The sequence below is a fragment of the Streptomyces sp. NBC_00239 genome (assembly GCF_036194065.1).
Lineage (GTDB): Bacteria > Actinomycetota > Actinomycetes > Streptomycetales > Streptomycetaceae > Streptomyces.
In genome coordinates, this window is record NZ_CP108095.1 from 3710141 (window position 1) to 3723556 (window position 13416).

General features: G+C 65.5%; 8 protein-coding genes and 3 rRNA genes. 1 reads left to right on the top strand and 10 read right to left on the bottom strand.

Going from position 1 to position 13416, the window contains the following annotated elements; all coding sequences use genetic code 11:
• Positions 1 to 27 precede the first annotated feature (27 nt).
• From OG764_RS16240 to OG764_RS16285, 10 genes are all read right to left on the bottom strand, one after another.
• Positions 28 to 1083: a lysophospholipid acyltransferase family protein gene (locus OG764_RS16240; RefSeq protein WP_328969130.1), complete on the bottom strand. Its 1056-nt coding sequence runs from the start codon at positions 1081 to 1083 to the stop codon at positions 28 to 30.
• Positions 1083 to 2147, bottom strand: a complete 1065-nt coding sequence (locus OG764_RS16245) for an NAD-dependent epimerase/dehydratase family protein (protein WP_328969131.1) — start codon at positions 2145 to 2147, stop codon at positions 1083 to 1085. The genes OG764_RS16240 and OG764_RS16245 overlap by 1 nt, the downstream gene beginning before the upstream one ends.
• 135 nt (positions 2148 to 2282) lie before the next feature.
• Positions 2283 to 2381: a 30S ribosomal protein bS22 gene (locus OG764_RS16250; protein ID WP_003948845.1), complete on the bottom strand. Its 99-nt coding sequence runs from the start codon at positions 2379 to 2381 to the stop codon at positions 2283 to 2285.
• A 132-nt stretch (positions 2382 to 2513) separates the two neighbouring features.
• Positions 2514 to 2723 carry a helix-turn-helix domain-containing protein gene (locus tag OG764_RS16255; protein WP_008738568.1) on the bottom strand — a complete coding sequence of 70 codons (210 nt, stop codon included), beginning with the start codon at positions 2721 to 2723 and terminating at the stop codon, positions 2514 to 2516.
• 129 nt (positions 2724 to 2852) lie between these two features.
• Positions 2853 to 3668 (bottom strand): phosphatase, encoded by an 816-nt coding sequence (locus tag OG764_RS16260; protein ID WP_328969132.1) that lies wholly within the window; start codon positions 3666 to 3668, stop codon positions 2853 to 2855.
• A gap of 127 nt (positions 3669 to 3795) precedes the next feature.
• Positions 3796 to 4965, bottom strand: a complete 1170-nt coding sequence (locus tag OG764_RS16265) for an acetoin utilization protein AcuC (RefSeq protein ID WP_328969133.1) — start codon at positions 4963 to 4965, stop codon at positions 3796 to 3798.
• Positions 4916 to 6139 (bottom strand): MFS transporter, encoded by a 1224-nt coding sequence (locus OG764_RS16270; RefSeq protein WP_328969134.1) that lies wholly within the window; start codon positions 6137 to 6139, stop codon positions 4916 to 4918. The genes OG764_RS16265 and OG764_RS16270 overlap by 50 nt, the downstream gene beginning before the upstream one ends.
• Before the next feature lie 220 nt (positions 6140 to 6359).
• Positions 6360 to 6476, bottom strand: a 5S ribosomal RNA gene (rrf, locus tag OG764_RS16275).
• A gap of 74 nt (positions 6477 to 6550) precedes the next feature.
• Positions 6551 to 9673, bottom strand: a 23S ribosomal RNA gene (locus OG764_RS16280).
• A gap of 285 nt (positions 9674 to 9958) precedes the next feature.
• A 16S ribosomal RNA gene (locus OG764_RS16285) occupies positions 9959 to 11482 on the bottom strand.
• Together the 16S, 23S and 5S rRNA genes form the textbook arrangement of a ribosomal RNA operon.
• Positions 11483 to 12351: 869 nt before the next feature.
• Here OG764_RS16285 and trpS point away from each other — a divergent pair.
• On the top strand, positions 12352 to 13350 hold the full coding sequence (gene trpS, locus OG764_RS16290) for a tryptophan--tRNA ligase (protein ID WP_328969135.1): 999 nt from the start codon (positions 12352 to 12354) through the stop codon (positions 13348 to 13350).
• The last annotated feature ends 66 nt before the right edge of the window (positions 13351 to 13416 follow it).

Sequence of the window (13416 nt, forward strand, 5' to 3'; positions counted from 1 at the left end):
TGGTGCGGCGGCGGCCGGCCGGATCGGTCAGAAGAAGACCGACCGCCGCTGCACCAGCAGCTTGTAGAGCGTGTGCTGGATCTGTTCGCGCACCTGATCCGTCAGGTTGAACATCAGCATCGGGTCGTCCGCGGCCTCCGGCGCGTAGCCGTCCGTCGGGATCGGCTCGCCGAACTGGATCGTCCACTTCGTCGGCAGCGGCACCGCACCCAGCGGCCCCAGCCACGGAAAGGTCGGCGTGATCGGGAAGTACGGCAGCCCCAGCAGACGCGCCAGCGTCTTCGAGTTGCCGATCATCGGATAGATCTCCTCCGCCCCGACGATCGAGCACGGCACGATCGGCGCGCCCGCCCTCAGGGCCGTGGAGACGAATCCGCCCCGTCCGAAACGCTGCAGTTTGTACCGGTCACCGAACGGCTTCCCTATCCCCTTGAAGCCCTCCGGCATCACCCCGACCAACTCCCCCGCCTGCAGCAGCGCCTGCGCGTCCTCCGCGCACGCCAGCGTGTGCCCGGCCTTGCGCGCCAGCTCGTTCACCACCGGCAGCATGAAGACCAGGTCCGCGGCGAGCAGCCGCAGGTGCCGCTGCGCGGGATGGCGGTCGTGGACGGCGACCTGGAGCATCAGCCCGTCGAGGGGCAGCGTCCCGGAGTGGTTGGCGACGATCAGCGCCCCGCCCTCGGACGGGATGTTCTCGATGCCCTTCACCTCGACCCGGAAGTACTTGTCGTACAGCGGCCGCATCAAGGACATCAGGACCTGGTCCGTGAGCTCCTTGTCGTAGCCGAACTCGTCGACCTCGTACTCGCCGGTGATCCGGCGCCGCAGGAAGGACAGCCCGCCCGCGAGCCGCCGGTCCCAGCCCGGCCCGTCCGCCCCGGCCCCGCCCGCCGGCCGGGCCGCCCGTTCGGCGGCCTGCTCCGGCTCCACGGCGACCGCGGCCACCGCCGGGGCCCCCGGGGCGCCTTCGGGGGCCGCAGGCCGCCGTACGGGCCCCCGGCGCCGCTGCGACCGCTGCTGGGCCGAGCCGCGCACCCGCTCCCGGTCCTCGTCGTCGAACGGGATGACCTTGGCGTCCGCCATTATCGATGCGCTCCCTCTTCAACCCGGTCCTTCAGGTCCACGTCCAGAATCCCCGCGACCCGCTCCACGGTCCGCGACAGCACCGCCGGCGGCAGCAGCCCCGCCCCCCGGCTCGCCGCGAAGTCCGCGAAGGCCTCGGCGGTCGTATACAGCGGCGTGAAGCCCAGCACCTCGCGCATCTGCGTGGTCTGCACGACCCGCCCGTGCGTCAGCAGCCGGATCTGCTCCGGCGAGAAGTCCCTCGCGCCCACCGCGCGCAGCGCCGACCCCATCCACTGCACGGCGGGCAGCAGCAGCGGCACCGTCGGCCGGCCCAGCCGCCGCGAGCACTGCGCGAGCGTCAGCACCCCGTCCCCGGCGATGTTGAAGGTGCCGCTGTTGAGGGTGCCGCGCCGAGGCTCGGCCGCCACCAGCGACAGCACGTCCAGGACGTCGTCCTCGTGGACGAACTGCAGCCGCGGGTCGTAGCCGAGCACCGTGGGCAGCACCGGCAGGGAGAAGTAGTCGGCGAGCGAGGAGTCCGCCCGCGGCCCCAGGATGTTCGCGAAGCGCAGCACGCACACCGCCACATCGGGCCGCCGCCGCGCGAAGCCCCGCACGTACCCCTCGACTTCCGAGGCGTCCTTCGGGAAGCCGCCGCCGGGCAGGGACTTGGGCTGGGTGGTCTCCGTGAACACGGCCGGGTCCCGCGAGGCCGCCCCGTACACGCTCGTCGACGACTTCACGACGAGGCGGCGGACCGTCGGGGACTTCTGGCAGGCGCCGAGGAGCTGCATGGTGCCGATGACGTTGGCCTCCTTCACGGAGGTCCGGCCGGCGCTGCCGAGCGGGGTGCCGGTGACCGCCAGGTGCACCACCGTGTCGACGGCGTGCTCGGCGAGGACCCGGGCGATCGAGGGCTGCCTGATGTCGGCCCTCACGAAGGTGGCGGAGCCCAGCCGCTGGGCGGGCTCGTGGGCGTCGACCGCGATCACCCTGTCCACGTCGGGATCCCGCTGGGCCCGGCGGACGAACCGGCTGCCGAGCTGCCGCGCAGCCCCGGTGACGAGCACGACCTTCCCCACGATCAGCGCCTTCCCTTGCCCTCTGCAGGAGTCCCGGACCGCGCTCCGAGATCTTGTACCGACCTCGTTCTTATACACCGCAGCCCCCCCACCAATGATGGTGGAGGGGCTGCGGAGAACACGTACAGCTGCCGTTTACTTCTTGTTACGACGCTGCACGCGGGTGCGCTTGAGCAGCTTGCGGTGCTTCTTCTTGGCCATCCGCTTACGCCGCTTCTTGATAACAGAGCCCACGACTACCCTCGCTCACTTCTCGGAAAACCCCCACGTCAGCGGGGATCTCGGTGCGGGGCGTCTGGGCCCACACGACCTACGTCGGCCTAGCCTACCCGCCCAAGCTCCGAGCCTGTAATCCGGGGTTCACCGTCAGGCCGACTCCACCCCCACGTAGGACTCCCGAAGGTACTCGTGGACCGCGTTCTCGGGGACCCGGAAGGACCGGCCCACCCGGATCGCGGGCAGATGGCCGTTGTGCACCAGGCGGTACACGGTCATCTTCGACACTCGCATCACCGAGGCGACCTCCGCCACGGTCAGGAACTGAACCTCACTGAGAGGCCTCTCGCCAGCAGCCATGACACACCTTGACCTTCCGCGCATGACGGGCACCGGCTTCCCCCTCCGGTTACACCCCGTCGTCGCACGCTCACTCCCCAGGGTAGGGGCGGGTGATACGAGTGGGGAAGAGGAGCAGCAGCCACGGAATTACCCCGACAGACTCGCCCGATTGAGTACATAGCGAGTGAGCGGCCGGTAGTAGTCCGAGCGCACCGCGTCATCGAGGGGCACGGCGACCGCCACCCGCCCCTCGGCCTCGCCGACGAACAGCGCGGGATCGTCGGTGTCGGCCAGGCCGATCGCCTCAAAGCCCAGCTGACCTGCCCCGCAGACCCATCCGTGATCTCCGATGACCAGCTCCGGAAGGGCCCTGCCGGCCTCCGCGAGAGCCCCCAGCGCGAGCCGGACCGGCAGCGGAGAATGGGTGTGTGCGCCGGTGGCACTCCCCGGTTGCCGCGCGCCGGGTTCCCGCACCAATGCGACGCCCCGTACGTAATCGAGAGTGTACGGACGTACGCCATAGCGGGTCGTCATGTCGACATGGCTGCCCTGCGCGGGGGTGAGGACTTCACATCCGGCCGCCGACAGGGCGTCTGCCAACGCGGCGTAGAAGCCCAGCAGCCGGTGCGGATGACCGGTCCCGAGCAGTACGGGCGCCCCCGCGGCGACCACGCGGCGCAACCGGCCCGCGAAGGCGTCCAGCGCGGCGAGGGTCCGCTCCGGGTCGATCACGTCGGGTCCGGTGACGTGGCCGGGATCCGCGGACACCCCGCACTTGTCGGCCATCAGGTCCAGCAGGTCCCGCTCGCCCCAGCCCCATTCCGGGTCGAGCCCGAGCAGCACCCGCGGGTCCCTCGCGGCGAACAGCCGGTAGCTCCGCAGGCTTTCCTCACGGGACGTCGCCACGGGGCCGGCCAACCGGGCGGCCAGCAGATGCGCACGCAGCGCGCCGGTGCTCAACACCCTCCCGATGCTGCCGCACCGGAGGTGACGGGGCACCAGATCCCGCGAATCCCACCACACTTGGCCTAACAACGGACACCGGCGGCGGACCGCCCGTACGGGCCCGGCCGCCGGCCGCGCAGCACGCTCAGGCGAGCAGCCCGCGCAGCGGGAACACCGCCCGCCGGGTCGCGAGCACGGCCTGGTCGGTGCGGTCCGCCGGGTCGTAGCCGGCGTCCCAGTCCCGCCACTGCGGGGTGCGCCCGTCCGTCATCCGGGCCGGCGCGAGCTGCCGGGTCCGCGCGTACACCTCGTCCCGCCAGGAGGCCGGCACCGCCGACTCGGGATCCACCGGCCGGTGCGCGGCGATCCCCACCAGGTGCGTCCAGGACCGCGGTACGACGTCCACGACCGCGTAGCCCCCGCCGCCCAGTGCGACCCAGCGGCCGTCCGCGTACGTGTGCGCCAGCTCGTGGCAGGCCTCCTGCACGGCCCGCTGGGCGTCCAGCGACACCGCGAGGTGTGCGAGCGGGTCCTCGAAGTGGGTGTCGGCGCCGTGCTGCGTCACCAGCACCTGCGGCCGGAACTCCGCCAGCAGCTCGGGCACGGTGGCGTGGAAGGCCCGCAGCCAGCCCTCGTCGCCGGTCCCCGCGGGCAGCGCCACGTTGACCGCGCAACCCTCGGCCTCCGGCCCGCCCGTCTCCTCGGGCCAGCCGGTCTGCGGGAACAGCGTCCGCGGGTGCTCGTGCAGCGACACGGTCAGCACCCGCGGGTCCTCCCAGAACGCCGCCTGCACGCCGTCCCCGTGGTGCACGTCGACGTCCACGTACGCGACCCGCTCGGCGCCGAGCTCCAGCAGCCGTGCGATGGCGAGGGAGGCGTCGTTGTACACGCAGAACCCGGCGGCCCCGCCCGGCATCGCGTGGTGCAGCCCGCCCGCGAAGTTCACCGCGTGCTCGGCCTCCCCGTGCCAGACCGCCTCGGCGGCCGCGACGGACTGGCCGGCGATCAGCGCGGACGCCTCGTGCATCCCGGCGAAGGCGGGATCGTCCATGGTGCCCAGCCCGTACGACCCGTCGGCCGTGCCGGGGTCGGCGGACACGGCCCGTACGGCGGCCACGTAGTCCTCGCGGTGGACGAGCCGCAGCGTCGAGTCCCCCGCGGGCCGGGCCGCCCGTACGTCCATCTCGCGGTCGAGCCCGAAGGCGCGCACCAGGCCCATGGTCAGTGCCAGGCGCACCGGGTCCATCGGATGGCTCGGTCCGAAGTCATACCTCGTTACCGCCTCGTCCCACATCAACAACCCGCGGCCGCTCATGCCCGCCACCGTATCGGGCGGGCTCCGCGCCGAACGAGCGGGCATGGGCGAGTGTGACGAGGACCAGGGCCATCGGGACGAGCATCGCCCCCCGGTAGCTCCACGCGTCCCCGACGGCCCCCACCAGCGGCGACCCGACCAGGAATCCGACGTAGTTGAAGATGTTGAGCCGCGCGATGGCGGTGTCGGAGTCGTGCGGGAACAGCCGGCCGGCGGCCGCGAAGGTCTGCGGCACGATCACGCACAGCCCGAGCCCCAGCAGCGTGAACCCGAGCATCCCCACCCCCGGCCCGGGCGCCGCGGCCACCACCGCGAACCCGCCGGCCGCGACGAGCGTCCCGCCCCGCACCACGGCCACCGCACCCAGCCGACGCACCCCGAGGTCCCCCACGGCCCGCCCGAGCAGGGTGGTCACCATGTAGATGTTGTAGGGGACGGTGGCGACCTGCTCGGAGCTGCCCAGGACGTCCTGGAGGTACTTGGCGCTCCAGTTGGAGACGGTCGAGTCCCCGATGTACGCGCAGGCCATCACCAGGCACAGCGGCAGCAGCAGCTTGAAGCCTGCCCCGCCCGCTCCGGCGCCCGCAGGTGCCCCGTCCGGCGCCTGACGGCCGTCCTGGTCGACGTAGAACCGGCTGCCGGCGAGCGCGAGCGGCAGCAGCAGCGCCACTGCCGGCAGGTAGGACACGAACAGCGACAGGTGCCAGTGCGCCCCGGCCCAGGCGGCGGACGCCCCGGCGATCCCGCCGAGGCTGTAGGTGGCGTGGAAGCCGAGCATGATGCTGCGCCCGTACGTCCTCTGCAGGCTGACGCCGAGCATGTTCATGGACGCGTCGAGCCCGCCCACCGCCAGCCCGAACAGGCCGAGCGCGACCGCCACGTGCCACAACTCGCGGCCGGCGCCCACCCCGAGCAGGGCGAGCAGCACGAGCGGCTGCGACCACCGCAGCACGGTGCTGGGCGCCACCCGTTTCACGATCTTCTCGGTGCCGACGCTCGCCACCCCGGCCAGGATCGGCACGGCAGCCAGGAAGGCCGGCAGTAGGCCGTCGGATATCCCGTACTGGTCCTGGATGGCGGGGATCCGCGTCACGAGGAGGGCGAAGGTGACCCCCTGGACGAAGAAGCTGAAAGCCAGGGAACCCCGGCCGCGCCGCAGGCGCACATCTGTCATGGCGGCACAGCGTAGGCCCCACCACTACTGCTGGGTAGATGGATCACACGCCCAACTCCCATGCTCTGCCGGCGCCGGCCTCGGCGGCTCCGCCGCGCGGAGTCACGGGCCGTGTCACGGCCCGCGTCACGGGCGGACTGCCGCTGCGCGTCCGCGAGAAGACGGCCGTAAACGCAGAAAAGCCCCGCACCATAAGGTGCGGGGCTTTCCCACAATGATTGTTCGGCGGCGTCCTACTCTCCCACAGGGTCCCCCCTGCAGTACCATCGGCGCTGAAAGGCTTAGCTTCCGGGTTCGGAATGTAACCGGGCGTTTCCCTAACGCTATGACCACCGAAACACTATGAAGTTGACCAACCGGGCATAGACACGGTTCGTTACTTCAGAACTAACACAGTGGACGCGAGCAACTGAGGACAAGCCCTCGGCCTATTAGTACCAGTCAGCTCCACCCGTTACCGGGCTTCCACATCTGGCCTATCAACCCAGTCGTCTACTGGGAGCCTTACCCTCTCAAGGAGGTGGGAATACTCATCTTGAAGCAGGCTTCCCGCTTAGATGCTTTCAGCGGTTATCCCTCCCGAACGTAGCCAACCAGCCATGCCCTTGGCAGGACAACTGGCACACCAGAGGTTCGTCCGTCCCGGTCCTCTCGTACTAGGGACAGCCCTTCTCAATATTCCTACGCGCGCAGCGGATAGGGACCGAACTGTCTCACGACGTTCTAAACCCAGCTCGCGTACCGCTTTAATGGGCGAACAGCCCAACCCTTGGGACCGACTCCAGCCCCAGGATGCGACGAGCCGACATCGAGGTGCCAAACCATCCCGTCGATATGGACTCTTGGGGAAGATCAGCCTGTTATCCCCGGGGTACCTTTTATCCGTTGAGCGACGGCGCTTCCACAAGCCACCGCCGGATCACTAGTCCCGACTTTCGTCCCTGCTCGACCCGTCGGTCTCACAGTCAAGCTCCCTTGTGCACTTACACTCAACACCTGATTGCCAACCAGGCTGAGGGAACCTTTGGGCGCCTCCGTTACTCTTTGGGAGGCAACCGCCCCAGTTAAACTACCCATCAGACACTGTCCCTGATCCGGATCACGGACCGAGGTTAGACATCCAGCACGACCAGAGTGGTATTTCAACGGCGACTCCACAACCACTGGCGTGGCTGCTTCAAAGTCTCCCACCTATCCTACACAAGCCGAACCGAACACCAATATCAAACTGTAGTAAAGGTCCCGGGGTCTTTCCGTCCTGCTGCGCGAAACGAGCATCTTTACTCGTAGTGCAATTTCACCGGGCCTATGGTTGAGACAGTCGAGAAGTCGTTACGCCATTCGTGCAGGTCGGAACTTACCCGACAAGGAATTTCGCTACCTTAGGATGGTTATAGTTACCACCGCCGTTTACTGGCGCTTAAGTTCTCAGCTTCGCAACCCCGAAAGGTCACTAACCGGTCCCCTTAACGTTCCAGCACCGGGCAGGCGTCAGTCCGTATACATCGCCTTACGGCTTCGCACGGACCTGTGTTTTTAGTAAACAGTCGCTTCTCGCTGGTCTCTGCGGCCACCCCCAGCTCAGAGTGCAAGACTCATCACCGGTGATGGCCCCCCTTCTCCCGAAGTTACGGGGGCATTTTGCCGAGTTCCTTAACCATAGTTCACCCGAACGCCTCGGTATTCTCTACCTGACCACCTGAGTCGGTTTAGGGTACGGGCCGCCATGAAACTCGCTAGAGGCTTTTCTCGACAGCATAGGATCATCCACTTCACCACAATCGGCTCGGCATCAGGTCTCAGCCTTAATGAGGGACGGATTTGCCTACCCCTCGGCCTACACCCTTACCCCGGGACAACCACCGCCCGGGCTGGACTACCTTCCTGCGTCACCCCATCGCTTACCTACTACAAGTCTGGTTCGTCGGCTCCACCACTTTCCTTTCCCCGAAGGGTCCGGAACGGCTTCACGGACTTAGCATCGCCTGATTCGATATTGGGCGTTTCAAAGCGGGTACCGGAATATCAACCGGTTGTCCATCGACTACGCCTGTCGGCCTCGCCTTAGGTCCCGACTTACCCTGGGCAGATCAGCTTGACCCAGGAACCCTTAGTCAATCGGCGCACACGTTTCTCACGTGTGTATCGCTACTCATGCCTGCATTCTCACTCGTGAACCGTCCACAACTAGCTTCCGCTGCTGCTTCACCCGGCACACGACGCTCCCCTACCCATCACAGCGGGCGTTGGCCCTATTGCTGCAATGACACGACTTCGGCGGTACGCTTGAGCCCCGCTACATTGTCGGCGCGGAATCACTTGACCAGTGAGCTATTACGCACTCTTTCAAGGGTGGCTGCTTCTAAGCCAACCTCCTGGTTGTCTCTGCGACTCCACATCCTTTCCCACTTAGCGTACGCTTAGGGGCCTTAGTCGATGCTCTGGGCTGTTTCCCTCTCGACCATGGAGCTTATCCCCCACAGTCTCACTGCCGTGCTCTCACTTACCGGCATTCGGAGTTTGGCTAAGGTCAGTAACCCGGTAGGGCCCATCGCCTATCCAGTGCTCTACCTCCGGCAAGAAACACACGACGCTGCACCTAAATGCATTTCGGGGAGAACCAGCTATCACGGAGTTTGATTGGCCTTTCACCCCTAACCACAGGTCATCCCCCAGGTTTTCAACCCTGGTGGGTTCGGTCCTCCACGAAGTCTTACCTCCGCTTCAACCTGCCCATGGCTAGATCACTCCGCTTCGGGTCTAGAGCGTGCAACTCAATCGCCCTATTCGGACTCGCTTTCGCTACGGCTTCCCCACACGGGTTAACCTCGCTACACACCGCTAACTCGCAGGCTCATTCTTCAAAAGGCACGCAGTCACGACGCATTGAGTAAACTCAATGCGCGACGCTCCCACGGCTTGTAGGCACACGGTTTCAGGTACTATTTCACTCCGCTCCCGCGGTACTTTTCACCATTCCCTCACGGTACTATCCGCTATCGGTCACCAGGGAATATTTAGGCTTAGCGGGTGGTCCCGCCAGATTCACACGGGATTTCTCGGGCCCCGTGCTACTTGGGAGATTCTTAAGCAAGCCGCTGATGTTTCGTCTACGGGGGTCTTACCCTCTACGCCGGACCTTTCGCATGTCCTTCGACTACATCAACGGTTTCTGACTCGCCGACCGGCCGGCAGACCGATCAAAAGAATTCCCACAACCCCGCATGCGCAACCCCTGCCGGGTATCACACGCATACGGTTTGGCCTCATCCGGTTTCGCTCGCCACTACTCCCGGAATCACGGTTGTTTTCTCTTCCTGAGGGTACTGAGATGTTTCACTTCCCCTCGTTCCCTCCACACTGCCTATGTGTTCAGCAGTGGGTGACAGCCCATGACGACTGCCGGGTTTCCCCATTCGGACACCCCCGGATCAAAGCTCAGTTGGCAGCTCCCCGGGGCCTATCGCGGCCTCTCACGTCCTTCATCGGTTCCTGGTGCCAAGGCATCCACCGTGCGCCCTTAAAAACTTGGCCACAGATGCTCGCGTCCACTGTGTAGTTCTCAAGCAACGACCAGCCACCCATCACCCCACCAGACAAGCTAGTGAGTTCACTGGGGCCGGCATCGCGAAGGTTCGACCAAATCGGCCGTACCCTCAGATACCCAACAACGTGCCAAGCACAATCCCCGCCACTCTTCCGTGTTCCACGCCGAAGCAGTACTTACAGAAGGCTTTGAAGACTGTGCCAACTAATCAACGTTCCACCCATGAGCAACCGTGCGATTCATTCGATCGCAGTCGGCTATATGCTCCTTAGAAAGGAGGTGATCCAGCCGCACCTTCCGGTACGGCTACCTTGTTACGACTTCGTCCCAATCGCCAGTCCCACCTTCGACAGCTCCCTCCACAAGGGTTGGGCCACCGGCTTCGGGTGTTACCGACTTTCGTGACGTGACGGGCGGTGTGTACAAGGCCCGGGAACGTATTCACCGCAGCAATGCTGATCTGCGATTACTAGCGACTCCGACTTCATGGGGTCGAGTTGCAGACCCCAATCCGAACTGAGACCGGCTTTTTGAGATTCGCTCCACCTCACGGTATCGCAGCTCATTGTACCGGCCATTGTAGCACGTGTGCAGCCCAAGACATAAGGGGCATGATGACTTGACGTCGTCCCCACCTTCCTCCGAGTTGACCCCGGCGGTCTCCTGTGAGTCCCCATCACCCCGAAGGGCATGCTGGCAACACAGGACAAGGGTTGCGCTCGTTGCGGGACTTAACCCAACATCTCACGACACGAGCTGACGACAGCCATGCACCACCTGTATACCGACCACAAGGGGGGCACTATCTCTAATGCTTTCCGGTATATGTCAAGCCTTGGTAAGGTTCTTCGCGTTGCGTCGAATTAAGCCACATGCTCCGCCGCTTGTGCGGGCCCCCGTCAATTCCTTTGAGTTTTAGCCTTGCGGCCGTACTCCCCAGGCGGGGAACTTAATGCGTTAGCTGCGGCACCGACGACGTGGAATGTCGCCAACACCTAGTTCCCAACGTTTACGGCGTGGACTACCAGGGTATCTAATCCTGTTCGCTCCCCACGCTTTCGCTCCTCAGCGTCAGTAATGGCCCAGAGATCCGCCTTCGCCACCGGTGTTCCTCCTGATATCTGCGCATTTCACCGCTACACCAGGAATTCCGATCTCCCCTACCACACTCTAGCCTGCCCGTATCGAATGCAGACCCGGGGTTAAGCCCCGGGCTTTCACATCCGACGCGACAAGCCGCCTACGAGCTCTTTACGCCCAATAATTCCGGACAACGCTTGCGCCCTACGTATTACCGCGGCTGCTGGCACGTAGTTAGCCGGCGCTTCTTCTGCAGGTACCGTCACTTTCGCTTCTTCCCTGCTGAAAGAGGTTTACAACCCGAAGGCCGTCATCCCTCACGCGGCGTCGCTGCATCAGGCTTTCGCCCATTGTGCAATATTCCCCACTGCTGCCTCCCGTAGGAGTCTGGGCCGTGTCTCAGTCCCAGTGTGGCCGGTCGCCCTCTCAGGCCGGCTACCCGTCGTCGCCTTGGTAGGCCATTACCCCACCAACAAGCTGATAGGCCGCGGGCTCATCCTTCACCGCCGGAGCTTTTAACCCCCGCCCATGCAGGCAGGAGTGTTATCCGGTATTAGACCCCGTTTCCAGGGCTTGTCCCAGAGTGAAGGGCAGATTGCCCACGTGTTACTCACCCGTTCGCCACTAATCCACCCCGAAGGGCTTCATCGTTCGACTTGCATGTGTTAAGCACGCCGCCAGCGTTCGTCCTGAGCCAGGATCAAACTCTCCGTGAATGTTTACCCGTAATCGGGTGCACACCACGCAAGAGCGGGACGATCACGCCGGAATAAGGCAGATCGTCCACAGCGTCCTCGCTGTAGTGTTGCCTGCCAGATCCGAAGACCTGCCAGGACTTTTTCAAAGGAACCTCAACTCACCGAAGTGAGTCGGGGTATCAACTTCTGGCGTTGATTTTTGGCACGCTGTTGAGTTCTCAAGGTGCGGACGCTTCCTTTGTACTGACCCTCTCGGGCTTTCCTCCGGGCGCTTCCTTCGTTCTTGCGTTTCCGACTCTATCAGACTCTTTCGGGCCCGACTTCCTCGGTGCTTTCCAGGTTCTTCGCTTTCGCGTTTTCCCTTTCCGGCGGTTCCGACTCTATCAGATCCTTTCGGGCCTGACTCCCAGTCAGCGGGGTTTGCCTTCCGGGCTGTTGGGCCCTTCCGACGAGTGAGACCTTAGCGGATTCCTTGTCCCCGACCTAATCGGCGACTGTGTCTCTCGGACACGGATTCCCCATTCGCAAATACGCATGAAAACGAGACGACAAAGCGCGTCGTTCGTTCGAATGGTTGTTGCGGAATGGCTGTCCGGGGACCGACCGGGGTCGGCGCTCACGTCGGACAACTCGGAGAACACTACGGATCCAGGCGAGTCGTGTCAACCTCCGGACAGACGTCACCCCGGAGGTCTACGCTGGTGTCCATGACTACGCATGCGCTCAGCCTTCGCTGGTGGGCCGCCTGACGGCGGCCGTCCTTCCACGCGAACGCACGCATGCGCTCACGGCCGCCGCTCTCGGCGGCCGTTCTCGTTTCTCCCCCGTGGGAGCGCCGGCCACCGAACCGGCGCCCGACCGCCCACACCACAAGGAGAGACAGAGAGATGACGCGGATCTTCAGCGGGATCAAGCCCACCGGACACCTGACCCTCGGCAACTACCTCGGGGCCGTGCGGCAGTGGGTCGAGACCGACCAGTTCCAGGCCGAGGCGGTCTTCTGCGTGGTCGACCTGCACGCCCTCACCGTCGAACACGAACCGGCGCGCGTGCGCAGGCTCAGTCGACAGGCGGCCACACTGCTGCTGGCGGCCGGGCTCGACCCCGACCGATGCACCCTCTTCGTGCAGAGCCACGTCGACGAGCACGCGCGGCTCTCCTATCTCCTGGAGTGCACGGCCACCGACGGCGAACTGCGGCGGATGATCCAGTACAAGGAGAAGGCCGCGCGGGCGCAGGCGGCCGGGGAGAGCGTGCGGCTGTCGCTGCTCACGTATCCGGTGCTGATGGCCGCGGACATCCTGGCGTACGGGACCGACGAGGTGCCGGTGGGCGAGGACCAGCGGCAGCACGTGGAACTCACCCGGGACATCGCGGTCCGCTTCAACCAGCGCTACGGGCACACCTTCACCGTCCCGCGGGCCACCCACCCGCCGGTGGCGGCGCGCGTCATGGACCTCCAGGACCCGACGGCCAAGATGGGGAAGTCCCACGACTCCACCGCCGGCATCGTCTACCTGCTCGACGAGCCGGGGGTGGTCCGGAAGAAGATCATGCGGGCGGTGACCGACAGCGGCGGCGAGGTCGCGTACGACCGCGAGGCCAAGCCGGGGGTCAGCAATCTGCTGGACGTCCTCGCCGCGTGCACCGGCGGCGAACCGGCGAAGCTGGCCGAGGTCTACGACTCGTACGGCGCTCTGAAGAAGGACACCGCGGACGCGGTGGTGGAGCTGCTGCGGCCGGTGCAGGAGCGGCACGCGGAGCTGTGCGCGGACCCGGGCCGGCTGGAGTCGGTGCTCCGGGCGGGCGCCGAGCGGGCGCGGGCGCTGTCGCGGCCGGTCGTCGACGAGGCGTACCGGGCGATCGGGCTGCTGCCGGCCATGTGAAGAGCCGTGGGGGCGCCTTCTCGCCCTCCCCCTTCCCTCCCCTTCTGTGCGTGCGTGCATATAAGG